Source organism: Pseudomonas sp. YuFO20, from assembly GCF_035064975.1.
Taxonomy (GTDB): domain Bacteria; phylum Pseudomonadota; class Gammaproteobacteria; order Pseudomonadales; family Pseudomonadaceae; genus Aquipseudomonas; species Aquipseudomonas putida_AE.
In genome coordinates this window covers 1-26,271 of record NZ_JAXDEO010000006.1, presented here as the reverse complement: position 1 = coordinate 26,271, position 26,271 = coordinate 1, and the positions used below count along the sequence as shown (strand labels likewise).

Below are 26,271 nucleotides of genomic sequence, written 5' to 3'. Positions count from 1 at the left end.
CTGGACGATTGATTAGGTGGCGCAAGGGCGGTATAGAAGAAGGATTATTTTCTCGCCATGGAAGAGCTCCAAATGAAGCACATAAAAATACTGATGCCAGTTTTTATCTTCCTGGGGCTGGCCGGCTGCATGTCTGCTGACATGGTTTCCTCTCCAAATTCTGGATCCGCCTACGCCCCTGTAAACGAAAGCTCGAGATCCGGAATTGTGAAGTACCTGAACGCCGGAGCAGACTATGTTCGTAAACAGCGCCGCGAGGATGCTTATAAGCAGATGCATGACGCTTGCAACGGCTCCTACAAAATTGATGCCGAAGGCTCAAATGCGGAAGGCGGATCGGTCATAAACTCCGGTGGGGCATCTATTTGGACTCAGACCAATTACTGGTACATCCAGTTTTCCTGTGTTCGATAAAAGCAAAGCCCCGAAGGTTCGCGGCTCCGGGGCTTCTATTTTCGCCCGCATCCCTTAATGCCTGGCGAACGTGGCGGCGAGATTACCAGCGTTGAATCGGTGACTCACTACCTGCGATGGGCGGATTGTTTTCGGTCGGCAGGACGCCGAAGGAGGACAGAAGCTATACCGGCTTTGCGAGGGGCTGAAACCGACCCGTTGCCGTAAAGGGATTACGACAGCGAAAATTATTATGCCAACGGGTAGAGTTACCTCCAATCTTTTTTGCCATGAGTTCGACTATGACACGCCATTGGTCTGAAGACCCCTACTGGACAGAGGCTGCTGACCGCTTCTACGAGCGTCGCGAGGAAGGGACGAAGCAGCTCGTCATTGACCTCGATGCCATCAGCGAGACGCTATACGATGGGGATGGTCCAGCATACCGAGCGCTTGAGGCCATGCTGTCGGTGCACGAGCATGAGGGCTGGGATGGATGCCGCGGGGCTCCACGAATTGTCCTGGCACTGCTGCAGATACTCAGCGAGCAGGGCCGCAACTCTAAGCAATAAATTCATTATTTAGAGCTGTAAGCGGTCGGCAGGACGCCGGGGAGGGTAACAAAGCGTGCGTGACTTTTGCGTGACTTCCTCACGCACCTATAAGCTCTTGTAGGCATTCGGTTGCAGCGAGCGCCAGTAAAAACGGCCATTACAAAGGGGCTTGCATGGGCCCTGCGTGCATGGGGTGCTAGGGGTCGAGTGTTCGAATCACTCCGTCCCGACCATATTTCCTGATTAAAATCAGACACTTAAGCCGATCATCTAGATCGGCTTTTTTGTGCCTGCGCAAAACCCGCGCAAAACCCGCGCAAAACTAGCCGGTGATTTCGCTGATATTCAGGTCCCGATTTCCTCGGCCCCCAGATGGCGTCCTCGTGGTCGCGCTGGTAGTTTTTGGTCATGCCCTCGCTCGCATGATCTGCGCGTGGATCGTCGGATTGGTGGGGTATCCAAGCAGTAATTGGCGATGTCTCCATTCAGGCGCCCTAAGTGGGGGGGACCGTTCGTCGGCGCTCGCGCACGATCAACAAATTGCCAAGTCGATGAAGTAGCCCAAAAAAAAGACAGGTTCTTATGCGACCACTAATCCTCGATTTGCCGAATGGGCGTGAGCTCGCAAATGAACTTGATCTTGCAATCGGGCAGATGATGGCCATCCCGGTCGAACTAATCGGTGGCACAGAGTGGCTGGCGGCTTCCACCAGGCAGCAGCAAGCCTTCCAAAAATGGCGAGAGTATCTTCAGCTCATGGCTGATGGGCGAGTAAATGTCGAGTCGTTAAGGGTCGCCTGATTTATGGCCCGTTGTAGATGAGTCGGTGCAAGTAGAGCGGGGCTGCTATAGACAGGAGGATCATGTCTTGCCAACGGCCTCTCGGTCATATGCGAGGGTTGCATGGCGTCAACAGCACTGCACGGCGCAGGGCCGGTGCTGACCGCAAATGAAAAAGCCCGACACTGGGTCGGGCTTTGCAATCACGTAGCCAATTCCTTTTGGCTGACTGCATTGTGCTTGGCAAGTGTGACGAAGGCGTGACGGGAGTGCATATCAGGTGAAGACCTGATTTCTGACGATGCAAGGGAAACGCGCCTAAGCTCAACCCAGCTTCCATAACAATTAAAGGCCGAGGTGCAGCGTGAGTATCAAAAGCACTAGCTTTACGATCATTGTCCTTGTGTTATCAGGCTGCGCCACTTCCGGCAGCGAGCCCATGAAGCCTGTACCGCCTTCTGCGGTGACCCTGGACGACGCGCAGATTCGAGCGGCCTTGACCGGATATAAACTGAACAATGTCAACAAACCATCATCGTTGAGTTTTAACGCTGACGGGTCGGAAATCTTCAAAAGGTCTGGGGCTGAGCCTCTGACGGAACGATGGAAAGTCAAAGACGGAATTCTATGTATTGAATCCCCGGGCTACCCCATGGAATGTGCGCGAGTGAAAGCGGACAAAGATGACTACTGGTTTGTCAGTACAGACAGCGGCGAGGTGCGTTATCAGTTCACCCGGTCTCCCCAGTGAAGCGAAAACCGTCGCGGGGTGCAAAACGCAAAACTGACCTCAATGCAAAACCCTGCGACTCTCTCCAATCCTGATCCGGTCGAGCGCCCGGTTCAATGCATCCAAGGCATCAAGAAGGGCTTTCGCCTCAGCTTCCCGGCCATCTCCCCACAGTCTTTCCGCCATCTTGTTCAGGGCCTGGATGGACCTTTCAATGTCTGCAGCGGTTGCTGCGGGTGTATCTGTCTGCCGCTTCTTTGGCATTTTCAATATTGCTCCGTGCTCGATTTTAAGCGTGTGCCACAGGCGCAGCGGGGAGATAGTGGAAGCCACTATCTCGTAACGTGACTCGTAATGGCCAGTTTGAATCCGACACTCCAGGCATTCATAACAGACCACAGATACATTTGGCGCGCATCGTTTTTGTAGACAATCTCATGTCTAATTGCCACTATCGCGCGTCTTGTACCTGAACCGGATTTTTTCCATGCGTAAGCTACTTTTTCTTGTAATGCTGGCTGTTGTGGTAACCGGCTGCTCCAGCCGTAAAGACTTTTACGCAACCGGTGGGAGCCGGGCGGATGGTTCGATCGACATGGCTTACGACTTCAAACCCTTTGAGACTCCGATCGTTGACTATAAGCAAGCAGAATCGATTGCAAATAGTAAATGTGCGGTTTGGGGTTACAACCGAGCCGAACCTTTCGGCGGGCAAACCCAGAATTGCCAGGTTCGCGATGGCTGGGGTAACTGCACGGCTGGCCAGATGATCGTCAAATATCAATGCATTGGAAACATCACGCCATCTAACCAGACCACAGTTCCTACGCTCACCACTGTTCCGGTTGGACTGCTGACCCCTGCTCAGTACAAAGAATCACGCGTCAAAGCGTTAATGGATCAAAATCTCCCCTACGCCGAGTACCAAAAGCAGTATCAGGTGATAATGGCTGAGTAATTTTAACAACGCTGGTTTTACTGTTCGGCTCAATTTCTCAGCATCTCTTTGCGGCCGTTTGGGAACTGAGCCAGTTCTTCATTCGAAACAAACTGCCTCTCCGCAACAGCGTGAAATGGAGGCGACGTGGTGGTTCAAGGTGCTTCGAGACATACTCAGCAATCAAATCCGAATCCGCAGGTCACAACACATGGAAGTCACACCGCAGCTCAATGAGCTATTTGCGTGCGATGAGTTCTTGGCACTAACTCAATACACGCGGGCATTCGACCCGTTTAGGGTGATGGGGGTAAGCACCAAGGAGCTACTGCACTCCAGGGTTATAGCAGCGTTTCTCAGCGCCAACGAACCTCATGGTCTAGGGAGCACTTTTCGTGACGAGTACGTGGCGTCACTAATGAACTGCCGTCAGGTAGGGGCTGCGCGACCTATCAATGCAACAATACTGGTAAACGCTGTCGGCGCTCATGCCAAGGTCGCTAGAGAACTAGCGGGAATCGATATCCTCCTCGACTTTCCCGACTTGCGACTGGTCCTTGCAATCGAGAACAAAATTCACGCGATTGATCAACCCAAACAGCTGAAACGCTATCAAGAATCACTGTGTGAACTCTTCCCGTATTACGAGCACCGAGCAATAGTCTATCTGACACCCACCGGGCGTGACTCCCCAACTGCAAACCTGGATTGCTCGCGTGTCCCTATTTACTACCAGTCCTATGCAATGATCGCAGCCTTGCTTAGGGGGTGCCGCCCCTTGGCTAGTCCACCGGCCGGTGTTTTTATTGACCAGTTCACCAGCCATATTGAGCGCTCCATGACCGACAGTTCCGAAATCAAGGCCCTCTGCTGGGGTGTCTTCGAAAAGAGCGAAGAAGCGTACGAGCATATGGCAAAACACCTTTTTTATTGCCGGCAACGTAAGTTCGCAACGCGATTCACCGCTCTAGAACTCGAGATAAGGCAAGGCAGCCAGTTCAAAGAATGGGGCAACGAGATCCAGACACGGATCGTAGAGGCCAGCAAGGGCGATAACCCCTATTTCGATCTAGATGTCAGGCTAAAGTCTTGGCCTGATGGTGTGTGGGTAAAGCTCTACAAGCACAACTGGCTCGGGGTGTTTCCGTTTTTTCTTGCACAGGATAGCGAAATGGTTTCTCAACGCCTTGAGCAATTCTGCACACCGTCACGCGATGTGCCGGACTGGATTGGTCACAAGTATGCATCCCTCAGGTTTCAGCTGAAAACTGATCGGGCAGTGAGCGAGAACGGCAATCGCGCTGCAGATTCTGACTACAACGCGGCCCTTACTCGTGTACGTGAATGCATTGTGGAGATCAACGATGCACTAAATGCGACGCATTCCTTGCCCGCCGAATTGTCAATTGCCTGATTGGGCACGTGAATCCGTAAGCCATAACGGTCTTGTTCTGGAAGGCTTATATCGAGGGGCAATTGTCAGCCAGGACAAAGACGGTTTGTGCAAAACCTCCGCTGGAGACCACGATTTACCATTTGGATAAGGGTAAACAAGCGGATTTTTTGCCATACGTCGATGCGCCCGCTCAACAGTGAACTGGATTGGAAGGAAGAGAAGCAGCGAAACGCGACTCAAGGTCCAGGACATCGCCTGAGCATTGACTGAGGTGCAGGGCACGCATATACAGGTGCCCTTTGCACAGTTTAGTCAACGCAGGAAACGTAAATGAGCGATGAGATTGATATTCCTGAGCCCGAGCACGACCATCTGCTCGATCATGAATTCCACGATGATGAACCCTGGGTTGAAGAAGACGCCCAGGGCATTCTTGACGATGAAGACGAAGAAGATGATGACCTTGATTTTCTTGATTCGATTGATCAAGAGGACAGGGGCGACAATATCAAGGATTGCTAGGATGGCTGCGTTTTTTCAAGGAGGAAGCCAATGAAATACTCAAGGCCCTGAACGCAGCCTCAGAACGTTTTCTCAGCAGGTTTACCCGCAAGCAGTTTTTCTTTGCTGGCATCGCGGTCACCGCGGTCACCTATTCGTTGGCCTATACAGTCCCTGTATACAAGTCCCTTTACCTGGCCATGATCGGTGGTTGGCTGTTCGGTATGATGTTCGCGAGCTTTCATCCTGCCAAATGAGCTCGGAAATCGAGCAGCCAACTTTATTGATGAGGGTTGAATGGCCTATTTTTCCGACAATTTGAACGCTCTGCCGGGGCTGGCGCATGCATTCGACGAAGCCTGCGATACCCGCACACCCGCGGGCCTGTTTTATTGTGCCCAGAAGCATGGTGCCAACGTTATTGAGGTCGGTGATGAGCAACTGGCTGGAATCATCGCTGGGGATGCGGTGTTCACCCGTACAACACGTCCAATAGGCATCGTGACGGCAGATTGCCTGCCCATACTCATTGGTTCTACAACGGATCAGTTCGTTGCAGCCATACATGGCGGCTGGCAGGGATTAACGGCAGGGATAATCGAAAACTCCTTCAATGCCTTCCGTCTAGCTGGCATTTCTTTGGACAATTTGCAGGTGGCAATAGGCCCAGCCATACAGACATGTTGCTATGAGGTTGGAGGGGCCCTTGCCGACAAGATAGAACAGGTGCATGGGTACTTGTGGCGCGGGAGGCAGGCCCCTTGGTCAACCACTCGCGAAATGTCAGGGATGACCTCCAATTTCCGTCAAGCGCCCGCCAGTCACGGCGAGGCCTGGTTTGATCTCACTCTTTATTGTCTTTATTTGCTGGAGGCGTCGGGAGTGGATCGTGCTCAAGTGCAGACAGCAGGCGTATGCACTTATTGCGCAGGGCAGAACTGGGGCAGTTACAGGCGACGAACTCATCGAGTAGAGGAAAAAACCTATCAGTACTCATGGATCTGCCTAGGGGATGTTGATGCTTGAAGGCGTCATCATGAATGCGAAGGTCGTGGGAATGCAAAGGAGGATCGAGGGCCCTTAGCAGGACCCTCGCTTCAATTCTCGATCTCGTACCAGTGAAGGCAACACTAGTATGGGATCAACCGCTTAGTTGGCGGTCTTCAGCTGCCCTTGCGCGCTCGATCCGGTGCGCGTAATCACGGTCAGGATCGACAGGGCAGCAATCACCAACCCTGGTGAGGTCGCCAGCAGCACGCCAGTGGTGCCTGCACCGGCTGCGAGGATCTGCCCGGCGGCCAGGGGGCCTGCCACCGAGCCCAGGCGGCCGATGGCCACGGCGGCGCCGACACCGGTGGCGCGCACTGCGGTTGGGTAGGACGGTGGCGCCAGGGCGTAGAGCACCAGTTGCGCCGCCATGACGAACAACCCGGCGGCAAACCCGGCGATCGCCATCGGTACGATACCCACCGCGAGGCCGACCCCAGCCAGCGCCGTCAGCAACCCGGCATAGACGAACAGCACGACCTTGACGCCGTTGCAACGGTCCAGGAGCAGGCCGCCGAGCAGCGAGCCGAGGGCGCCGCCGATGTTGAACAGCATTTGCACCATGCCCGCCTGGGGTTTGCTGAAGCCCTGTTCCAGCAGTAACGAAGGCAGCCAGTTGAGCAGCATGTACATCACGGTCAGGGTGAAGAAATAGCTCAGCCACAAGGCCAGGGTGTTGCGTGTGCGACCTTCGCCGAACAGCGCCTGTGCGCTGGAGGGGCGCAGGTTGCCAGTAGCTGAATGTTGCTGGCGGAAGGCGCTGGATTCGGGCAGCAGCAGGGCCATCAGCGGTACGACCAGCAAGGGTGCCAGGCCGCCGATGATGAAGGTGGTCTGCCAGTGTTCACTGGAAAACATCGCCACCACCGCCGCGAGTGCACCGCCCAGGGGAACTCCGCAATACATGACGCTGATGGCGGTGCCGCGGTTGCGTTCGCTCACGGCTTCGGCGCACAGGGCGATCAGGTTGGGCAGGGCGGCGCCCAGGCCCAGGCCGGTCATGAAGCGCACCAGCAACAGGCTGGAGTAGCTCTCGACGTAGGCTGTGCAAAGGGAAAATACGCCAAACAGCAGCACGGCACTGACGAGGATTTTCTTGCGGCCGATGCGATCGGCGATCCAGCCGCCAAAAAATGCTCCGGGCAGCAGGCCGATGATCCCGGCGCTGAACACCCAACCCATCATCTTCGGGTCCAGGGCAAAACTCTGGCGCAGCCCGGCGGCAGCGGTGCCGGCGGCCTGCAGATCGAAACCCTCGATCAGCGCAACGATAAAGCACAAAGCGATTGTCAGCGTCGAACGACGCGATGGGCTGTCCATGGGTGAAACCTCATTGTTGTTTTTGTTGTGGAGTCGAGCCGTCCCATCGCACAGGGTACGCGGAAGATGACTGCCGATGAATAAGATAACAAAGATAACTAAAAAATGAACTGCCTCATGAAAATCCGAAAAATCAGCCGATAAGGCTTATAAATCAACTACTAAGATCATGATGAAGCGGCTAACTGGAAAATAGATAATAATATTAATGTTCGATTATCGGTCATTCGCCGTTGACAGCTGTCATCGGCTGTTTCCATTCTCTGTTCGCGAAGCCGGCTGCAGTGCGCTCCCCCGGCAGCACAAACAACAATAAAAAATGGAAATCGAACATGCCAAATCTCCCCACGCACGACGTTGCGACGGCGTCAGCCACCTGTGTGCCCGGTATCAACCGAGGGTTGGTCCTGGCGCTGCTCGGCTTGAGCGTCCTGCCCACCCAGCTTCGCGCCGCTGGTTTTATCGAAGACAGTCACGGCACCTTGACCCTGCGAAATTACTACCTGGACCGTCAATACAAGGACGATGGCGCCAAGACCGCCGCCCAGGAGTGGGCTCAGGGTTTCATCATGAACATGGAGTCTGGGTTTACCGAAGGGCCGCTGGGTTTTGGCCTGGACGTTCGCGGGCTGCTGGGGGTCAAGCTCGACTCCGCGCCGGATCGCAGCGGCACCGAGTTGTTGCCGGTGTCGGCCAGCGACAATCGTGCGGCGGATGAGTACTCGCGCCTGGCCCCGACCGCCAAGCTGCGTTTTGCCCAGACCACGGTGAAGTCCGGGGACGTGTCGATCTTCCTGCCGTTTGCCTTTGCCAGCCCCTCGCGATTGCTGCCACAGACCTTTCGCGGCACCACCCTCAGTTCCAGGGACTTCGATGGCCTGACGCTGAACACCGGGTACATCGATCGCATCGACAAGCGCAATTCCACCAACTATGAGGCGATGACCATCGCTTCGCCCAACCGGCGCTTCAACGCCACTGCCACGACTTCGCACATGGCCTACCTGGGGGGCGATTATCAGGTCAGCAAGACGCTGAGCCTGCGGGCCTACCACGCGGAAGTGGCCGACTTGTACCAACAGGACACCTTTGCCTTGCTGCATGACCTGCCCCTGGGCGGCGGGACATTGACCAGCGACCTGCGCAGTTTCTTCAGTCGCGAGGATGGCAGCGCCAAGGGCGGTGAAGTGGATAACCGCAACGTCTCGGGGCTGTTCAGCTACCGTTACGGCGGACACAAGCTGGGCATCGGCTATATGCATTCCAGTGGCGACTCGGCGACGCCCTACATCTCCGGGACAGAGTTGATGGGGATGAGTGAGCTGACCATGGCGTCTGACTTTCTCAACGCCAAGGAGCGCACGTGGCAGGCCATCTATGACTACGACTTCGTCGCGTCCGGAGTGCCCGGGCTGAGGGGGCGGTTGCGTTATTTGCGTGGTGACAATATCGAGCTGGCAGCCTTCAACGCCGAGGGCCGTAAAGAGCGAGAATTCCAGATGGAGCTGGGCTATGTGGTGCAGAGCGGTCCGCTGAAAAACGTCGCGCTGGTGGCGCGCAAGGCGATCTACCGCAACGATTTCCCAAGCGGCGCGGCATTTCGCGATGAAAACCAGACCCGACTCCTGGTGACCTACACCTTGCCGATCTGGTAACCGCCTGCAAGCTTCTCACCGGCACGCCCCTTGGGGGGGGGGCGTGCGTCACTCCTGATAAATCTTCTTCAGCAGCCGCAGCAGCTCTTCGCGCTCCTGATCGTCCAGCGCCGCGGTGGCGTCCAGGTCGCTTTGCGCGGCGATCTGGTTCAGTTCCTTGAGCAGGGTCTCGCCGGTCTTGCTGAGGAAGATCCCGTACGAGCGCTTGTCCGGCTTGCAGCGCACGCGCACTGCCAGCGCCCGGCTTTCCAGCTTATTGAGCAGCGGCACCACCTGAGGCGGCTCGATGGTCAGTGCCCGGGCCAGATCGGCCTGCATCAGGCCGGGGTTCTGATTGATGATCGCCAGGGCCGAAAACTGGGCAGGTCGCAGATCGTGGGCCGAGAGGCGGCCAATCAGGTTCTGGAACAGCTTGAGTTGTGCGCGGCGCATGGCGTAGCCGATCAGGTCGTTCAAGGCCGAATCGAGTGGTGCCTGCATCTCGGCGTTGTTCGACGGTGCCTCGATCGACTCGGCGAGGGGGGAGGGCTTGGCCATTGCGGGTGAGTCCTGGGGATTTTGGGTTAACAAGACTATCTATTTTGCCGGCGTTGACCGGTGATTGCTATGGCCAAAATCGCTGGCGTTCGGACAGCAGGGCGCTGCGCAGCGGGAAACTGGTTAATTTTATTAATAGTTAATTGACATAACTAATTCGCCGGTTTAATTTCCAGTCATCTTCAAACCAAGAACAAGAGAGCATCGTCATGAGCAATTACGAAGGTCGCTGGACAACGGTCAAAGTGGAAATCGAGGAAGGCATCGCGTGGGTCATCCTCAACCGCCCGGAAAAACGCAACGCCATGAGCCCGACCCTGAATCGCGAGATGATCGATGTCCTGGAAACCCTCGAGCAGGATCCGGACGCCGGTGTCCTGGTGCTGACCGGTGCGGGCGAAGCCTGGACGGCGGGCATGGATCTCAAGGAGTACTTCCGCGAAGTGGACGCCGGCCCGGAGATCCTTCAGGAAAAAATCCGTCGCGAAGCCTCGCAATGGCAGTGGAAACTGTTGCGCATGTACGCCAAGCCGACCATTGCCATGGTCAATGGCTGGTGCTTCGGCGGCGGTTTCAGCCCTCTGGTAGCTTGCGACCTGGCGATATGCGCCGACGAAGCGACGTTTGGCCTGTCGGAAATCAACTGGGGCATCCCGCCCGGCAACCTGGTCAGCAAGGCCATGGCCGACACCGTGGGCCACCGTCAGTCGCTGTACTACATCATGACCGGCAAGACCTTTGGCGGGCAGAAAGCCGCCGAGATGGGCCTGGTCAATGAAAGCGTCCCGTTGGCGCAACTGCGTGAAACCACTGTGGAGCTGGCGCGTAACCTGCTGGAGAAAAACCCGGTGGTGCTGCGTGCGGCCAAGCATGGTTTCAAACGTTGCCGCGAACTGACCTGGGAGCAGAACGAAGACTACCTGTACGCCAAGCTCGATCAGTCGCGCCTGCTCGACACCGAAGGCGGCCGTGAGCAGGGCATGAAACAATTCCTCGACGACAAGAGCATCAAGCCCGGCCTGCAAGCGTACAAACGCTGAGGTTCTGCGGTAGGTAGCCGGGCGCGGTTGCGTCCCGGTACTGCGGTTACATCGTTCTTAATGTATTCCCGACAAAGACTATAAAGAGGAATCACCATGCTGGACGTGCCCCTGCTGATTGGCGGCCAGTCGTGCCCCGCCCGCGACGGTCGAACCTTCGAGCGCCGCAACCCGGTGACCGGCGAGTTGGTGTCGCGGGTTGCCGCCGCCACCCTGGAAGATGCCGACGCCGCGGTGGCCGCTGCGCAGAAGGCGTTTCCCGTCTGGGCTGCCCTGGCCCCCAATGAACGTCGCACCCGTTTGCTCAAGGCAGCCGAACAATTGCAGGCGCGCAGTGCCGAGTTCATCGAGGCGGCTGGGGAGACCGGCGCCATGGCCAACTGGTACGGGTTCAACGTGCGGCTGGCGGCCAACATGCTGCGTGAAGCGGCGTCGATGACCACGCAGATCAATGGCGAAGTCATCCCCTCGGATGTGCCTGGCAGTTTCGCCATGGCCCTGCGCCAACCCTGCGGCGTGGTGTTGGGCATCGCGCCCTGGAACGCCCCGGTGATTCTTGCCACCCGCGCTATCGCCATGCCATTGGCCTGCGGCAACACCGTGGTGCTCAAGGCCTCCGAGCTCAGTCCTGCGGTGCACCGCTTGATCGGTCAGGTACTGCAGGACGCCGGCCTGGGCGATGGCGTGGTCAATGTCATCAGCAACGCACCTGAGGATGCCCCGGCGATTGTCGAGCGATTGATCGCCAATCCGGCGGTGCGCCGGGTCAATTTCACCGGCTCGACCCATGTCGGACGAATCGTCGGCGAGCTCTCGGCGCGCCACCTCAAGCCGGCGTTGCTGGAATTGGGCGGCAAGGCGCCGCTGCTGGTGCTCGACGATGCCGACCTGGATGCTGCGGTAGAGGCGGCCGCCTTTGGCGCCTATTTCAATCAAGGGCAGATCTGCATGTCCACCGAGCGCCTGATCGTCGATGCCAAGGTGGCCGATGCCTTTGTCGCCAAGTTGGCGGCCAAGGTCGCCACCCTGCGCGCGGGCGACCCCGCAGATGCGCAATCGGTGCTCGGTTCGCTGGTGGACGCCAGCGCCGGCACGCGCATCAAGGGCTTGATCGACGATGCATTGGCCAAGGGCGCGCGCCTGGTGGTCGGCGGGCAACTGGATGGCAGCATTTTGCAGCCGACCCTGCTCGACGGTGTCGACGCGAGCATGCGTCTGTACCGCGAGGAGTCCTTCGGACCGGTGGCCGTGTTGCTGCGCGGGGAAGGGGATGAGGCGTTGCTGCAGTTGGCCAACGACTCCGAGTTCGGTTTGTCGGCGGCGATTTTCAGTCGCGATACCGGGCGTGCCCTGGCCCTGGCCCAACGGGTCGAGTCGGGCATCTGCCATATCAACGGCCCGACCGTGCACGACGAGGCGCAAATGCCTTTTGGCGGGGTCAAGTCCAGCGGCTACGGCAGTTTCGGCGGCAAGGCGTCCATTGAGCATTTCACCCAGCTGCGTTGGGTCACCTTGCAGAACGGACCGCGGCACTACCCGATCTGAACAGGCGGGCAAGGCCGAAATAACAATAACAAGGCTGCAGCCAACGGCTGCCACGCTATCGCTGAGTCACCTGTGGGTGACTTGGTTTAGCGTGCCTCGACGGAGTACATGCACTTGAGTTCCGAATTCAGTTTACAAGCCCAAGCCCAGGCCAGCGCACCGCGCTATCGCCCCGTGTCCATCGGTTGCGCGGCGGTCGAGGTGACCGAGCAGCAGGGCGAACTGCACATGCGCTCCCTGGAACCCTTGGCCGAGATGCCCAGGCGCTTGCTCGACCGTCTGGTACATTGGGCCCGGGTGCGTCCCGAGCAGACCTTTATCGCCGCCCGCCAGGACGACGGTGAATGGCGTCGGGTGAGTTACGCGCAAATGCTCGACAGCGTCCGGGCGATCGCCCAAAGCCTGCTGGGCTATGGACTGTCGGCCGACAGGCCCCTGGTGTTGCTCTCGGGCAATGACATCGAGCATTTACAAGTCGCCTTCGGCGCGCTGTATGCGGGCATTCCCTACTGCCCGGTGTCGCCGGCCTATTCGCTGCTGTCCCAGGATTTCTCCAAGCTGCGCCACGTGTGCGACCTGCTGCAACCTGGCCTGGTGTTCGTCAGTGATGCCCCGGCGTACCAGCGCGCCATTGACGCCGTGCTGCCGGCCGATACGCCACTGATTATCGTCCGTGGCCAGGTCGCGGGGCGCCGCCAGGTGAGCTTTGCCAGCCTGCTCGAACAATCGGGCGGCGCCGAGGCCGAAGCCGCTTTCGCCGCCACCGGCCCGGACAGCATCGCCAAGTTTCTGTTCACCTCCGGCTCGACCCGGCTGCCCAAGGCCGTGATCACCACCCAACGCATGCTCTGCGCCAATCAGCAGATGTTGTTGCAGACCTTTCCGGTGTTCGGTGAAGAACCTCCGGTGCTGGTGGACTGGCTGCCGTGGAACCACACGTTCGGCGGCAGCCACAACCTCGGCATCGTGCTCTACAACGGCGGCAGTTTTTACCTGGACGACGGCAAGCCGACCGCCCAGGGATTTGCCCAGACCCTGCGCAACCTCAAGGAAGTGTCGCCCACCGCCTACCTGACCGTGCCCAAGGGCTGGGAAGAACTGGTCTCGGCCCTGGAACAGGACGCGCAATTACGGGAGTGTTTTTTCAAGCGCGTCAGCCTGTTCTTCTTCGCCGCTGCCGGGCTGTCGCAAAGCGTCTGGGATCGGCTTGATCGGGTCGCCGAACAACACTGTGGCGAACGCATCCGGATGATGGCGGGGCTGGGCATGACCGAGGCCGCGCCCTCCTGCACCTTTACCACCGGGCCCTTGTCCATGGCCGGTTACATCGGCCTGCCGGCACCGGGTTGCGAGGTCCGCTTGGTGCCCAGGGAGGGCAAGCTGGAAGGGCGCTTCCGTGGGCCGCACATCATGCCCGGTTACTGGCGCTCACCAAAGCAGACCGCCGAGGTGTTCGACGAACAAGGCTATTACTGTTCCGGTGACGCGCTCAAGCTGGCTGACCCGGATGACGCGCAACTGGGGCTGATGTTCGATGGGCGCATTGCCGAAGACTTCAAGCTGTCTTCCGGGGTCTTCGTCAGTGTCGGGCCGCTGCGTAATCGTGCGGTACTGGAGGGCTCGCCCTACGTTCAGGACCTGGTGGTGACCGCGCCGGATCGTGAATGCCTGGGCGCGCTGGTGTTCCCACGAATGTACGAATGCCGCCGCCTGGCGGGGCTCGGTGCCAGTGCCAACGATGCCCAGGTGCTGGCCAGCGCGCCGGTGCGGCAGTGGTTCGCCGACTGGTTGCAGCGGCTCAATCGCGACGCCAGCGGCAACGCCAGTCGCCTGGAATGGATCGCGTTGCTCGACGAGGCCCCGTCCATCGATCGCGGTGAAATCACCGACAAAGGCTCGATCAACCAGCGTGCGGTGTTGCAATGCCGTGCGGCCCAGGTCGAGGCGTTGTATCGCGGTGAAGACCCGTCGATCCTGCGTGCAGGGCCACGGTCATGAGTGGCCCGGGGCAATACTCGTCCTTCAGCGATGTGGCGATTCTTGAAGCCGTGCGAACACCTTGGATTGATGTCGGCGGCGCGTTGGCCCAGGTATCGCCCATTGATCTGGGCATCAAGGTCGGTCGCGAAGCGTTGGCCCGTGCCGGGCTCGATCCGCAGGCAGTTGACACGGTGCTGGCCGGCTCCATGGCCCAGGCCAGCTTCGACGCCTACATGCTGCCACGCCATATCGGTCTGTACAGCGGTGTGCCGCAACAGGTGCCGGCATTGGCGGTACAGCGCATTTGCGCGACCGGCTTTGAGCTGTTGCGCCAGGCCGGCGAGCAGCTTCAAGGGGGCGCACAACTGGCACTGTGCGTGGGTGCCGAATCCATGTCGCGCAACCCGATTGCCGCCTACACCCATCGGGGCGGGTTTCGCCTCGGAGCGCCGGTGGAGTTCAAGGATTTCCTTTGGGAAGCGCTGTACGACCCGGCGCCGGGCCTGGACATGATTGCCACGGCGGAAAATCTCGCCAGGCGTCACGGCCTGAGCCGCGAGGCGGTGGATGCCTATGCCTTCCACAGTCACCAAAGGGCGCTGCACGCGCAGACCAGCGGCTGGTTCAGCGATGAAATCGTCCCGGTGGATAATGAGGTGTTTGAACTGGAGGGCTATCAGCCACGGGGGATTACCCTGCCGCGTCGATGTGAAGCGGTGACCCAGGACAGCCATCCCCGGCCCACCGATTTATCCGCGCTGGCCAGGCTGCAGGCGATTCATGCTGATGGCGTGCAAACCGCCGGCAACAGCTGTGCGGTGGTGGACGGCGCAGCGGCCGCACTGGTCGGCCGAGCCTCGATGAGTACGCGTCCGGTACTGGCGCACCTGTTGGCGACTGCGGTGGTCGGTGTGGCGCCGGAGTTCATGGGGATCGGCCCGGTGCCGGCGATCCAGTTGTTGCTGCAACGCAGCGGCCTGGCCCAGGACGATATCGCCCTGTTCGAAATCAACGAGGCGCAAGGTGCGCAGGTGCTGGCGGTGGCTCAGGCGCTGGAGCTGGATAGCCAGCGGCTTAACCGCCGTGGTGGTTCGATCGCGCTGGGGCATCCATTGGCCGCCACGGGCCTGCGTTTGGTGATGACCCTAGCGCGGCAATTGCGCGAACAACATCTGCGCTACGGAATCGCCGCTGCCTGTGTCGGCGGCGGGCAGGGCATGGCCGTGCTGATCGAGAACCCGGATTTTCGTGGCTGAACCCTGGCGGTATTTTTTCCTTTAATCGACACGAGGTTTGCCATGTGGCACTACCAGGCACCGTTGCGCGACATGCATTTCATCCTTGAACACTGGCTGCAGGCGCCCCAAGCCTGGAGCCAGATGCCCGCATTCGAGGCCCTGGACTTGCCGTTGGCACTCCAGGTGCTGGGCGAGGCCGGGCGTTTCAGCGCGGATGTACTGGCGCCGCTCAACAGCAGTGGCGATCGCCAGGGTTGCCGCTTCGACAATGGCCGGGTCAGCACCCCGGACGGTTTTGTCCAGGCTTACCGGGCATTCGCCGAAGGTGGCTGGCCGGCATTGGCCTGTGATGAAGCCTTCGGTGGCCAGGGACTGCCGCAACTGCTCGATGCCGCCTTGCAGGAAATGCTCTACGCCAGCAACCACGCCTGGGCCATGTACACGGGAATCGCCCATGGCGCTTACCTGTGCCTCAAGACCCATGCGCCGCAGTGGATCAAGGAGCGTTATCTGCCGCAGATCGTCAGTGGCGAGGCGCTGCCCACCATGTGCCTGACCGAACCCCAGGCCGGCAGCGACGTCGGCCTGCTGCGCTGCCGTGCCGAACCCCAGGGCGACGGCAGTTATCGGTTGAGCGGCAGCAAGCTGTTCATTTCCGGAGGCGAACATGACCTGACCGAAAATATCCTGCACCTGGTGCTGGCACGCTTGCCCGGGGCGCCCACTGGTAGTCGTGGTATTTCGCTGTTTTTGGTGCCTAAGCGCCTGGATGACGGCCAAACCAATGCGCTGCGCTGCGACGGTATCGAACACAAGATGGGCATCAAGGGCAGTGCCACGTGCTCGCTGGTCTTCGACGGCGCCCAGGGTTGGTTGATCGGCGAGGCGAACCGTGGTTTGGCCGCGATGTTCGTGATGATGAACTCGGCGCGACTGCATGTCGGTCTCCAGGGGTTGGGGCATGCCGAGGCTGCATGGCAGAACGCCTATACGTACGCGCTGGAGCGCAGACAAATGCGTGCGCCCAAGCGTCCTGTCGGCGTTGCCGCCGAAGCGGTCGACCCGATTCATTATCATCCGGCCATGCGCCGGGTTTTGCTGGAATTACAGGCCTGCGCCGAGGGCATGCGCGCCGTTGGTTACTGGGCTGCGCATTTGCTCGATCAGGCCGATCATGCCCCGGACCTGGCCACTCGGCAGAGTACCTTGCAACTGGCGGAGCTTTTGACGCCGGTGATCAAGGCTTTTTTCACTGAGCAGGGTTTTCGCCTGGCCAGCAATGCCTTGCAGGTCTTCGGTGGCTACGGCTACGTCGCCGAGTTCGCCATTGAACAGACCCTGCGCGACAGCCGAATCGCGATGATTTACGAGGGCAGTAACGAAATCCAGGCCAATGACCTGCTGCTGCGCAAAGTGCTGGGCGATGAAGGCCGGGCCCTCGCTCAATTGTTGGCGGTGATGCGCGAAGAAGCCGGGCAGGATTGCGAAACAGCAGGCTGCGCCGGTTTTGGCGCTGAGCTGGCGTTGCTGTGCGATAAGCTCGATAGTTTGCACCTGGATATACGTGATCAGGCCGTCGAGGACGGCGAATATCCCTATCGGGCAGCGGGCGATTTTCTACGACTGTGTGGCGTGGCCCTCCTGGCGTTTGCCTGGACTCGGGCGGCGCGTGTCGGTCGGTTGCTACCGGACAGCGATCCTCTGCGCGCCAGTAAACTGCAAACCGCGAGCTTTTTCTTTGCCTACCTGCTGCCGGAAGCGGATCAGCGGATCGCTGCCATTCGTGCGGCCAAGGCACCGCTGCCGTTTCTCAAGTGAGTTCAGGAGGCGGGTCGCGGGCATCAGGCACCTGATTCCGGGTCGCTCGCAGGCAAGCCGCGAGCCTCCTTGTCGTTTTCGTCCTGATCGTTCATGTGCGGGGCGGCGTCGGAATCTTCGAGGCGAGCACCTTTTCCATGGTCCGGATGCTCACTCGAGACCGGGTTATTTGCCTCCACGCCTCTCATATCTTCATCGACAGGCGCTTCATCGTTCGGCGGCAATGGAACCTCAGGCGCATCCTTCATGGGGTCATGGCCGGTTTCGTTGTCCGTGGTTCGCGTCACGTCCTGCTGCGACCTGTTACCCACTGCATTCTCGTCAATGTCCATGCTGGTTCTCCGTTTTGATGCGCGCAATGTCCGCGCTTATACATGAGAGATAGCGGCGCGGCTCGAGTGCCGAGCTTTGGACGAGCGGCAAACTCGAGAGAGCCCTCAGGAAAGCTCAGTCCCAGTCGAAACCGAGTTCCTGATCGATCGGCGGGATGCACTGCAGGGTCGCCAGATCCAGCAGGGTGAAATAACCGTCCAGCCAGCCCGCTGTGTCGATGTGGTACACGTTGCCGAGAACCGCAGGCTGCCTGAGTGGTGTATGCCCGACTACCAGGGCGCGCAGTCCCTCAATGCAGTCGGTATCGCCGTCCTGAATCCGGGTTCGCGACCACAGGCAACTGTGCTGCACAAGTTCCAGCCGCTTGGTGCTTTCAGGTGATTGCAGTTCGGTACGCAGTTGATCCCACGACGGCACCGGGCAATCGGCGTGAACGATCCCGACCAATCCGCCAGGCGTATCCACCTCGATGGCGATCGGCAGCTCGGCGAACTGCAGCGCGAACCCTATCTGCTCGACCAGCGACAGCCCGGCGAACCATTCCCCGCCGTTGCAGATCCAGCTGTCGACGTCGCAGGTGTCGAAGTGCGCCACGTAGTCGTCATGGTTGCCGCGCACCGGGTGAAACCATGGTTTGGCAAGCCAGTCGAGTGCGTCGCGGCTCTCGGGTCCACGATCAACCAGGTCACCGACACTGAACAGACGGTCGACGACAGGATCGAAATCGACCGCCTCCAGCGCAGGCTGCAATCGGCTGAAGTGACCGTGAATGTCGCCCACCGCAAAGTCCCGGCCGGCGGTGTTTGCGGCGAAGCGCTTGATGCGTGACGACTCGATGGTTTCGATCATGGCGCACTCCGGTACGACAGAAGGCGATCCTTTGAATATTGGCATAGCTTGGCCTTGCCCGTCCTTCACCGTCGGAACCAAAACAGTCCAGAGTGTCTACATTACAGGGAGTCTTCCCTTTCTGAGAGAACGGATATGATCAGACATCGCTCGTTGATTGCAGCTATCACATGTGTCGCATTGGTCTGCGGCCCGGCCACGGCATGGGCCGATCCAGGTAATGGCAAGGGGCAAGGAAACGCCAAGGGCAATTCGCAACACAGCCAGGAGCATGGCAACCAGGGCAATAAGGGGAATAAGTCCGGGGGCGATGATTGGGACCATGGTCCAAGCATCAATCGAGGAAGCATTATTGGCATTGTCGATGGGTATCGGGACTACTGGAGCCCCGGACCTGCCTTGCCACCCGGCATTCAAAAGAACCTCGCCCGGGGTAAACCGCTGCCACCCGGGATTGCGAAAAAGCTCGATGGTCGACTGATCGGCCATCTGCCTCGTTATGAAGGTTACGAATGGCAGCAGGCGGGCACCGACCTGATACTGGTTGCGCTTGCTACCGGCCTTATCTATGAGGTCCTCAATGGCGCTTTCGATTGACGAATGACTGACGTATCCGTCCGTCGCGGAACTTGAACTGTCGGGGATTTAACGCGTCTTAAACAACGCGCAATCAACCCTCACGGAAGCAATCATGCTTTTAAAAAACAAGAGTTTCGTTGCTGTAATGTCATTCGCCATGATGCTTGCAGCCGCTCCGTTACTGCCTGCTGACCTGTCCATCATGAACTCCGCCTATGCCAAAGAAGGTGGTGGTGGTGGTGGTGGTGGTGGTGGCGGCGGTGGTGGCGGTGGCCACGGCGGTGGAAATGGCGGCGGTAATGGTGGTGGCCATGGCGGCGGTAACGCTGGCGGTCACAGCGGTTCGGGTCACTCCGGCAGTAACGGCCGCGGTGAGGGATTGAGCAGTGATCATGCGGGCAAATCGGTTCGCGACCATGGCATCAGCGGCAACCGTTACGGCAGTGATCGCAACGGTGACAAGGGTCACGGCACCACCACTTCGGGCATCGCACAATCCAAGGATACCCGCGGCCTGACTAAAGCCTCTGCAATCTCGGCCACGACGCCGGGAGATCACAACGCCAAGGGATTGAGTAATGCCGGCTCGTCAACTTCGAAAAAGTCCGATTGAGCAGAATCGGGATGAGTTGACCGCTGCAGGGTGAGCTCATCGTTATAGCGATGTGGTTCTGTGAGCAAAAAATCCCGGAGACCTTCTGTCTCCGGGATTTTTCGTTGTAAGGCCGGGGGAAATCCTGCCGTACGTCGTGATCCACCAGCTGGTTCCCTGGCTCGACTACGGTTGGATGTAAGACTGCTTTCCAACCCAGGAGCGTTAGGCATGCACAGAATCCTCTTCCTGATGTCCGCCGCCCTGGTCATGTGCGCCAGCCAGGTCATGGCGGACACCCTCAAGATCAGCGTCATCGGCGCTGGCAACGTCGGCGGTACGCTGGGTACGCTTTGGACAAAGGCCGGGCACTCGGTGATGTTTTCGTCACGCCATCCCGAGGAGCTGGCGGACCTGGTCAAGCGCGCCGGCGCCAACGCCCGGGCGGGCTCGGTGACCGATGCCGCGGCCTGGGGCGATGTGATCGTGTTGAGTGTTCCCTACGGCGCGATGCCGGTGCTGTCCGAACAGCTCAAGGGCAAGCTCGGTGGCAAGGTGGTGTTCAGCACCAGCAACCCGTTCAGCGGCCGTGATGGAGATGTCGGGAGCAAGGCGCTGGAGACGGGAGCAGCCCTGGCGGACCAGCAATACCTGCCCGGCGTACACTTGGTGCGGGCATTCAACGCCATAGGCTACGCTTCCATGAAGGACGAGTCTGGCAAGGGCAAGGCGATTCCCGTTTTCGCCGACGACGCCCAGGCCAAGGATGTGGGGGCGCGGTTGGTGCGCGACGCCGGATTCCTGCCCGTCATTTTCCCGCTGGCGCGAGCCAATGAAGGTTTACCCCGCGGTCCGCTCAGCGGTCTGTGGAACGAAGCCGAACTCAAGGGCAGGCTGGCTCCCTAGGAGAAAAACAGCATGGCTCCCGCAAACCTGTTGGTCCTGGCCTGGGGTGTGTTCTTCTGCACGGCAGCGTTCGGTCAAGGCGCGGCAGACACTGATCACCCACCGGCGATACTTCCACTGGAATCCGAGGCGACGCCAAGCCTCATTGCCTGGCCGCCGCTCGCCGAACCGCTCGCCCGTGGGGTCGTCATCATCCAGTATCGAACGGAGCACGCCAGGATCATGCCGATCTTTGGCAAAGCGGCCGCTGATGTTTCACCACGCCTGGGTCACCTTCATGTGACCGTCGACGACTGGAAAGGTACATGGGCGCACACCAGTGAAGACCCGATCATCCTCGTCGGGCTGACCCCCGGCACGCACAAGGTTCTGCTGGAAGTGGCCGACCCGACGCACAAGATCCTCACCCGTACGACAGTGAGTTTTGTCGTTCCGCAGAAGAACCCCACGGACGCGCCGCACGTTGACGAGGGTCACGCCGCAAAACCCTGACGATGAACATCAGACAAAGCCGTTACTTGCGCACGTTCTGGTACAGCATCAACCGTGAGGTTTCATGCATGGCGCGGGTCAATTGTGACAGGCGTTTGAACTCCTCGGGGTTTTGCTCGGCGACGTTGTCCAGCGGCGTCGGCGAGGCCAGGTCATGCAGGCTTGGCGAGCTGCCGTCGTGCTCCATCTGCACCATGTAGTGTTGCGTCACGCCCGCAATCAGCGGGAAGGTGCCTTCACGCAACACCAGTGGCACCACGCGTTCACCTTCGGGGGCGGGCTGCTGGATATCACGGCCCATGCCGCCGTTGCGAAACTCAAGCCCGGCCATACCCGCCACGGTGGGCAGCAGGTCCACCAGGCCGACCGCTTCCTCGACTTTGCGGGTACCGATCATGCCGGGTGCGTGGATGATCATCGGCACCGCGTTGCTTTCCAGGCCCAGTTGCTCGTAGGCCGGCGCCAGGAACGGGATCTGCGCGATACGGGTGTTGTGGTCGCCAAACATCACGAAAATGGTGTTGTCGTACCAACCGCCGGCCTTGGCGATTTCCATCAGGCGTCCGAGGTTGAAGTCCAGCAGGCGCACGGCGTTGTATTGCTCGACACTGCGCGAGCCGGCGGCCTGGACTTGCTCCAGGGTAGGGTGCTTGATCTCGAAGCCGTCATTGTCCTTTGGAATCGTGAAGGGCCGATGGTTGCCGGCCGTTTGCACATAGGCGAAGAACGGCTTGTCCTTGGGCAGCGCTTGCAGGATCTGGTCGGTTTCCTTGAACAGGTCCAGGTCCGAGATGCCCCAGACATCCACCACCGGGGATTTCCAGTCGCGCTCGTCGAACAGGCGCACGCCGTCGATACTTTGCCTGATCAAGGCATTCATGTTGGCCCAGCCGGAGTTGCCACCGATGGTGTAGATCTTCTCGTAGCCGGTGAAGGCATTGACGAGCGTGTTCTGCCGGGTGATCAGGGGATTGCGCGTCGCGGTTTCGTGGCGGGTGACGTCAGGCACTCCGGTGATGCTGGCCCAGACGGTTTTCGCGGTGCCCGTGACCGGCACGTAGAAGTGTTTGAAGAACCAGCTCTGGGTGGCCAGGCGATCGATATTGGGCGTCGGATCGATCGGGTTGCCATAGGCTCCGACGGCACTGGTGCCCAGCGACTCAAGCATGATGAACATCACGTTCGGTGGCCGCGAGCCTGGAATCTTGTAGGGCTGTGGCGCCTGGTGGCGGACAAAGTTGAGGGTCTGCGGGTCGGGTTGGTCGACACTCAGGTAGTGGGCCATGACCGCGTAGTGTTCGCGCACCTGGGCTTCGTCATAACGCGACTGGCCGACCTTGACCGTGTCGTAGAGGAAAATCACCGGGTTCAGGCCCAAGGCGGCGACCTGGTTGTTGCCCGAAAAGAACGCATCGCTCCAGCGCAGCGGCACGGGGTTTTCAAGGTTCAGGTTTTCGACACGACCCAAAATACCCAGCAGCACCAGTACCACCATCACCGCACCGCCCCATGTCGCGGAAAGTGGGTGAATGGTTGTGCGCGGGCGGTCCAGCGTGACCCGTTCCAGACGCACCAGGGCCAGTATCACGAAGGCGACTGTTGCCAGCCAGCCCAGGGTAATCCAGATGACCGGGTAGGTTTGCCAGACCATGTCACGGGATATCTGCGCATCCTCGATGAAGCGCAAGACCGTGGCGTTGATCCTCACGCCAAGGTAGGCGTAATGGCCAAAATCGATGATGTAGATCAGCAGCACAGCGCTGAGGATGGCGACCAGGTACAGACGGTTGATGATGCGCAGGAGGCGGCTGCCGACAAGGTTCCAGCGCGGGATCCAGGCCAGCAATGCCACCGGCAGCATGACCAGGATGGCCAGGCGCAAGTCGAAGCGAAAGCCGATGCCCAGGGTTGTCAGGACGTCCTCGTTGCCCAGGGCTTTGGCGTCAAAACCGGAATAGCCGAAAAAGAACAGCACCCGCAGCAGTGCAAACAGCACGAACAGGATTGCTGTTGCGCCCAGCCAGTAATGCAGTCGTCTCGATTTCAGCCAGCCCATGCGTCTTTCCTTATTGAGAATTTCGTTGAATTTCAAACGCCGCGCAGCGTCATGAGCCGGCGATACGTCCAGCGCGCCGCCAGCACCAGCAGTGCCAGGCAGCAATACAGGCCCAGCAGCGGATCGACCAGGTAATCCCAATAGTTGTGGGAAGGTTTGAGCCCGGCGATGAAGGCCAGGGTCGCACAGGTCAACATCACCACGGCCAGGTAATGGCGCAGGTAAAACAGGCTGAACGTCACCAGCGCGACGAACAACAACAGGGCGCGCGGGCTGTAACCACGCCGGTACGGGTCCAGGTCACTCAAGCCCAGGGTGGCCGGGTACAGCACCAGGGCCAACGCGGCGAAGAGGATCAATACGCTCGTGTGCCCCTGCTGCGCAGGCGGCAACACATCCAGCCGACGCAAACACCCCCAGGCCATGAACACCAATGAGGTGATCGCAAGGTCGTCGATATGGCTGCGCAAGTAAGCGGCCAGCGACAACCCGCCCAGGGGTATGAAGCTGGCGGCCAGCAGTGCGAGCAGCAGCGCGATGCGCCAGACCCTGCCCAGGCCAAAAGACGGCAGTAACAGGAAGATGATCATCGCGAAGCTGACATGGGCTTGCCACAGGTTAATCATTTCAGGCGCTCGGACAGCCAGGCATCGTTGAAGGAGACGTGTTTGATGAAGGTGTTGTTCCAGGAGTAAACCAGGTGATACATCCCGTCGGGACTGCGGATGAAGTAGGGGTATTCATATTCGAATTCACAGCCCTGGCTTTTACACACACGTTTGTCGAGGTTGGCGAGGAATGCCGCCTCCAGCGCCTGGCGCAGCTTGCCACTGGAACCGCGGAACTCTTTGCCGATGATTTCCTTGTAAACCAGGGGTGAATACGGATCGCCCTCGGGATCCGGTGATTTGTCCAGGTCGTGCAACAGGCGCCAATCGTCCATTTTTGCATCGGTGATATACAGGCTCAGCTTGAAGCGCCCCTCTTGCAGGTCGTTGAGCGCTACCAGCAACCGGTGTTCGGGCGTCGCCACGGCCGCCAGCGAGGAATTGGGGTTCGAAGGCACCAGCGGAAAAGGTTCGCTCCAGCTTTGCCCGGCATCTTCCGTGCGGCTCGCCAGGACTCGGTGGTAGGTGCTGCCGGCATAACGCAACAAGGCGATGCCGCGTTGGCCATCCAGCGGAACGATCGCCGGTTGCAATGAATTGCTGCCGTGGCTGATGCGGAATTTATCGATCACCTCACCGTCCGCGCTCAAATACAGGTACTCGGCAAATTTGCCGAGGAATTCGTGATAGACCGGCAAGCCGATGGAGCCGTCGACATGAAACACCGGTGCCGAGCGGACCAGGGTGCTGATGTTCAGGAAAGGCGAAGTGATCAATTGCCGCGGCGCCGACCAATGCCCGCCAAAGTCGTCTGAAACCATCACGTTGACCGCGCTACCGGCCCAGCCGCCCATGGAGACGGAAACGTAGAACAGCCACAGGCGATTGTCCGGCGCGAGGGCGATGACCGGATTGCCCAGTTTGCGGATGTATTTGCGCGTGCTCTGCTGGGTCGAATCCCGGGTGGCCATGACCTGCTCCTCCCCCCACTCGCCGGTGCTCAGATTGAAACGGGCGGAGCGCACCTGCACATCGGCGGCGCCTTCGCGGGTGCCGGCGAACCAGACTGCCATCAGGCTACCGTCAGGCAAGGCTGTGACCGACGCGGAATGCACGAAGTCCACCAGCCCGGAGGAGGCGAAACGGCTGGTATAGATGGGTTTGGCCTCTTTATCAGCCACCGACATGAGCGGACTGATTTGGGCAAAGGACGAATGCCTGGGAGCGGGGTGGGTGATCCATGCGACTGCAAAGAGGCAGGCCAAGGCAATGTAAATACAGAGTGCAGGAATGCCGGGAAGTTTGCTGCGCATGATTGGACCTATGGCATTTTGTGGGCCATTAGAACACTCAAGTGAAGACTTTAGTACAGGATCGCATCCCGCGAGTTTCAATTCTGCGAGCTGTTGTTTGTTCCTGGCAGTACGGACACCGCGATCATCACGCCCCGCTGGAACTCCAACGGAATCATTGAGTTACTTAATGGTCATAACCAGGGTTCAACGCCGTGCGGGTTATCCGCCGGGCAAAACCTTCACAGCCCCCGACCTTCAGGATGTTCAAATGAATCGCGCAGTAATGATGACCCTGGCCATTTCCAGTTTGCTCCTGCTGGGCGGCTGCGGACCTCACTGGGAAGACGGAGAAAGGTACGGCCGCTATCACGATCATGATCATCGCCGTGGCTATGACCAGCGCGATGACGACGACCGAGGGTATGACCATCGATATGATCGGCGTGACGATGATCGCGACAACCGTCGTTATCGCGATCGTGATGACCGCGACGACTGATAATGAAAAAGAGGGGTAGTGAGTGATCAGCTTCCCGACTCACTGCCTTTCTGATTGTCCCCGTCGTCTTCCGACGCCGCGTCTTTTTTCAACGAATGGGCATCGGCGCCGGAGTTCGAGCCTGACGCTTCCTCGCCCTTTTTATCAGCCTTTTCCTCGTTGGATTCAGCGCCCTGGTTGAGCGCGGGAGCGGAGGGTGGAATGGTTGCATCCTCGGTGGTTTTTTCGGTGGCCAGCACGCAAAGCGGAGAGGCTGACAGCAAGCCCGTGAACATGAGCGCGGCAAGGGTGGTGTTCATCGTTTGAGTCTTCCGTGCGAGGGGGGTGTACTGCATTGGAAGAGCGGCGCACAGGAAGGTGCGCAGTGGCGGACGAATGGCTGTACCCGATCTACTGTGGGAGCTGGCCTGCCGGCGATGCAATGGTGAAGCTGATGCCGCCATCGCTGGCAAGCCAGCTCCTACAGGTTTTGCGCAGGTAAGTTGAATTGGTGGCGTCACGCAAATCCGTAGGAGCCGGCTTGCTGGCGATGCGATGGTGGCCGTGACGCCGCCTTCGCTGGCAAGCCAGCTCCTACAGGGTTTGCGCAGG

General features: G+C 59.3%; 28 protein-coding genes. 19 read left to right on the top strand and 9 right to left on the bottom strand.

The features are described 5' to 3' along the window. Positions 1-57 precede the first annotated feature (57 nt). From SOP85_RS04890 to SOP85_RS04880, 3 genes are all read left to right on the top strand, one after another. A complete protein-coding gene (locus tag SOP85_RS04890; RefSeq protein WP_323626242.1) occupies positions 58-414 on the top strand; it encodes a hypothetical protein in 357 nt (118 codons plus the stop codon). Positions 415-695: 281 nt separating this feature from the next. Continuing rightward, the gene (locus tag SOP85_RS04885; RefSeq protein WP_272605612.1) at positions 696-965 is read left to right on the top strand and encodes a hypothetical protein; all 270 of its coding nucleotides are present in this window, start codon (positions 696-698) and stop codon (positions 963-965) included. Positions 966-2,091: 1,126 nt separating this feature from the next. After that, entirely contained in the window at positions 2,092-2,478 is a 387-nt protein-coding gene (locus SOP85_RS04880) for a hypothetical protein (protein ID WP_323626241.1), read from the top strand. 39 nt (positions 2,479-2,517) lie between these two features. Here SOP85_RS04880 and SOP85_RS04875 read toward each other — a convergent pair whose 3' ends face one another. After that, positions 2,518-2,721 carry a hypothetical protein gene (locus SOP85_RS04875; RefSeq protein WP_274077396.1) on the bottom strand — a complete coding sequence of 68 codons (204 nt, stop codon included), beginning with the start codon at positions 2,719-2,721 and terminating at the stop codon, positions 2,518-2,520. 223 nt (positions 2,722-2,944) lie between these two features. On the opposite strand from SOP85_RS04875, the gene yecR reads away from it, so the two are divergent. The 5 genes from yecR (at position 2,945) to SOP85_RS04845 (ending at position 6,317) form a co-directional block, all read left to right on the top strand. Continuing rightward, complete coding sequence (gene yecR / locus SOP85_RS04865) at positions 2,945-3,415, top strand: YecR family lipoprotein (RefSeq protein WP_323626240.1); 471 nt, start codon at positions 2,945-2,947, stop codon at positions 3,413-3,415. 190 nt (positions 3,416-3,605) lie between these two features. After that, positions 3,606-4,808 (top strand): PDDEXK-like family protein, encoded by a 1,203-nt coding sequence (locus tag SOP85_RS04860; RefSeq protein WP_323626239.1) that lies wholly within the window; start codon positions 3,606-3,608, stop codon positions 4,806-4,808. Between the two features lie 312 nt (positions 4,809-5,120). After that, positions 5,121-5,312 (top strand): hypothetical protein, encoded by a 192-nt coding sequence (locus SOP85_RS04855; protein ID WP_274077374.1) that lies wholly within the window; start codon positions 5,121-5,123, stop codon positions 5,310-5,312. Further along, complete coding sequence (locus SOP85_RS04850) at positions 5,306-5,548, top strand: hypothetical protein (protein WP_274077375.1); 243 nt, start codon at positions 5,306-5,308, stop codon at positions 5,546-5,548. The genes SOP85_RS04855 and SOP85_RS04850 overlap by 7 nt, the downstream gene beginning before the upstream one ends. A gap of 40 nt (positions 5,549-5,588) precedes the next feature. Next, positions 5,589-6,317: a polyphenol oxidase family protein gene (locus SOP85_RS04845; RefSeq protein WP_323626238.1), complete on the top strand. Its 729-nt coding sequence runs from the start codon at positions 5,589-5,591 to the stop codon at positions 6,315-6,317. A gap of 123 nt (positions 6,318-6,440) precedes the next feature. Here SOP85_RS04845 and mhpT read toward each other — a convergent pair whose 3' ends face one another. Next, on the bottom strand, positions 6,441-7,658 hold the full coding sequence (mhpT, locus tag SOP85_RS04840; protein WP_323626237.1) for a 3-(3-hydroxy-phenyl)propionate transporter MhpT: 1,218 nt from the start codon (positions 7,656-7,658) through the stop codon (positions 6,441-6,443). A gap of 332 nt (positions 7,659-7,990) precedes the next feature. Here mhpT and SOP85_RS04835 point away from each other — a divergent pair, with 332 nt between their 5' ends. Beyond that, entirely contained in the window at positions 7,991-9,313 is a 1,323-nt protein-coding gene (locus SOP85_RS04835; RefSeq protein WP_323626236.1) for an OprD family porin, read from the top strand. A 48-nt stretch (positions 9,314-9,361) separates the two neighbouring features. On the opposite strand, the gene SOP85_RS04830 is transcribed toward SOP85_RS04835, so the two are convergent. Then, positions 9,362-9,850 carry a MarR family winged helix-turn-helix transcriptional regulator gene (locus tag SOP85_RS04830; RefSeq protein WP_323626235.1) on the bottom strand — a complete coding sequence of 163 codons (489 nt, stop codon included), beginning with the start codon at positions 9,848-9,850 and terminating at the stop codon, positions 9,362-9,364. Positions 9,851-10,059: 209 nt separating this feature from the next. Here SOP85_RS04830 and SOP85_RS04825 point away from each other — a divergent pair, with 209 nt between their 5' ends. The 5 genes from SOP85_RS04825 to SOP85_RS04805 all read left to right on the top strand — a co-directional run bounded on the left by SOP85_RS04825 (position 10,060) and on the right by SOP85_RS04805 (position 17,471). Next, positions 10,060-10,890 carry a p-hydroxycinnamoyl CoA hydratase/lyase gene (locus tag SOP85_RS04825; RefSeq protein WP_274077380.1) on the top strand — a complete coding sequence of 277 codons (831 nt, stop codon included), beginning with the start codon at positions 10,060-10,062 and terminating at the stop codon, positions 10,888-10,890. Between the two features lie 96 nt (positions 10,891-10,986). Next, the gene (locus SOP85_RS04820) at positions 10,987-12,435 is read left to right on the top strand and encodes an aldehyde dehydrogenase (RefSeq protein WP_274077381.1); all 1,449 of its coding nucleotides are present in this window, start codon (positions 10,987-10,989) and stop codon (positions 12,433-12,435) included. A 114-nt stretch (positions 12,436-12,549) separates the two neighbouring features. After that, complete coding sequence (locus tag SOP85_RS04815) at positions 12,550-14,433, top strand: feruloyl-CoA synthase (RefSeq protein WP_323626234.1); 1,884 nt, start codon at positions 12,550-12,552, stop codon at positions 14,431-14,433. After that, complete coding sequence (locus tag SOP85_RS04810) at positions 14,430-15,671, top strand: thiolase family protein (protein WP_323626233.1); 1,242 nt, start codon at positions 14,430-14,432, stop codon at positions 15,669-15,671. The genes SOP85_RS04815 and SOP85_RS04810 overlap by 4 nt, the downstream gene beginning before the upstream one ends. A gap of 42 nt (positions 15,672-15,713) precedes the next feature. Further along, positions 15,714-17,471 (top strand): acyl-CoA dehydrogenase, encoded by a 1,758-nt coding sequence (locus tag SOP85_RS04805; RefSeq protein ID WP_323626232.1) that lies wholly within the window; start codon positions 15,714-15,716, stop codon positions 17,469-17,471. Positions 17,472-17,494: 23 nt separating this feature from the next. Here SOP85_RS04805 and SOP85_RS04800 read toward each other — a convergent pair whose 3' ends face one another. Both SOP85_RS04800 and SOP85_RS04795 read right to left on the bottom strand, forming a co-directional pair. Further along, the gene (locus tag SOP85_RS04800; protein WP_323607496.1) at positions 17,495-17,803 is read right to left on the bottom strand and encodes a hypothetical protein; all 309 of its coding nucleotides are present in this window, start codon (positions 17,801-17,803) and stop codon (positions 17,495-17,497) included. 115 nt (positions 17,804-17,918) lie between these two features. Further along, positions 17,919-18,653: a metallophosphoesterase gene (locus SOP85_RS04795; protein WP_323626231.1), complete on the bottom strand. Its 735-nt coding sequence runs from the start codon at positions 18,651-18,653 to the stop codon at positions 17,919-17,921. A 135-nt stretch (positions 18,654-18,788) separates the two neighbouring features. Here SOP85_RS04795 and SOP85_RS04790 point away from each other — a divergent pair, with 135 nt between their 5' ends. The 4 genes from SOP85_RS04790 to SOP85_RS04775 all read left to right on the top strand — a co-directional run bounded on the left by SOP85_RS04790 (position 18,789) and on the right by SOP85_RS04775 (position 21,222). Next, positions 18,789-19,250 (top strand): anti-virulence regulator CigR family protein, encoded by a 462-nt coding sequence (locus tag SOP85_RS04790; RefSeq protein WP_274077387.1) that lies wholly within the window; start codon positions 18,789-18,791, stop codon positions 19,248-19,250. A 94-nt stretch (positions 19,251-19,344) separates the two neighbouring features. Further along, complete coding sequence (locus SOP85_RS04785) at positions 19,345-19,845, top strand: hypothetical protein (protein ID WP_274077388.1); 501 nt, start codon at positions 19,345-19,347, stop codon at positions 19,843-19,845. A gap of 210 nt (positions 19,846-20,055) precedes the next feature. Then, entirely contained in the window at positions 20,056-20,730 is a 675-nt protein-coding gene (locus SOP85_RS04780) for an NADPH-dependent F420 reductase (RefSeq protein WP_323626230.1), read from the top strand. 12 nt (positions 20,731-20,742) lie between these two features. Then, complete coding sequence (locus tag SOP85_RS04775; RefSeq protein WP_323626229.1) at positions 20,743-21,222, top strand: DUF6130 family protein; 480 nt, start codon at positions 20,743-20,745, stop codon at positions 21,220-21,222. Between the two features lie 22 nt (positions 21,223-21,244). On the opposite strand, the gene SOP85_RS04770 is transcribed toward SOP85_RS04775, so the two are convergent. From SOP85_RS04770 to SOP85_RS04760, 3 genes are read right to left on the bottom strand one after another with little or no spacing between them, the layout of a single operon-like run. Continuing rightward, the gene (locus SOP85_RS04770) at positions 21,245-23,278 is read right to left on the bottom strand and encodes an LTA synthase family protein (RefSeq protein WP_323626228.1); all 2,034 of its coding nucleotides are present in this window, start codon (positions 23,276-23,278) and stop codon (positions 21,245-21,247) included. A gap of 32 nt (positions 23,279-23,310) precedes the next feature. Next, on the bottom strand, positions 23,311-23,904 hold the full coding sequence (locus SOP85_RS04765) for a hypothetical protein (RefSeq protein ID WP_274077392.1): 594 nt from the start codon (positions 23,902-23,904) through the stop codon (positions 23,311-23,313). Continuing rightward, a complete protein-coding gene (locus SOP85_RS04760) occupies positions 23,901-25,199 on the bottom strand; it encodes a sialidase family protein (protein ID WP_323626227.1) in 1,299 nt (432 codons plus the stop codon). Before SOP85_RS04760 ends, SOP85_RS04765 begins: the two co-directional genes overlap by 4 nt. Positions 25,200-25,449: 250 nt before the next feature. On the opposite strand from SOP85_RS04760, the gene SOP85_RS04755 reads away from it, so the two are divergent. After that, positions 25,450-25,680 carry a hypothetical protein gene (locus tag SOP85_RS04755; protein WP_274077394.1) on the top strand — a complete coding sequence of 77 codons (231 nt, stop codon included), beginning with the start codon at positions 25,450-25,452 and terminating at the stop codon, positions 25,678-25,680. Between the two features lie 26 nt (positions 25,681-25,706). On the opposite strand, the gene SOP85_RS04750 is transcribed toward SOP85_RS04755, so the two are convergent. Next, complete coding sequence (locus SOP85_RS04750; RefSeq protein ID WP_323626347.1) at positions 25,707-25,979, bottom strand: hypothetical protein; 273 nt, start codon at positions 25,977-25,979, stop codon at positions 25,707-25,709. Positions 25,980-26,271: the final 292 nt, after the last annotated feature.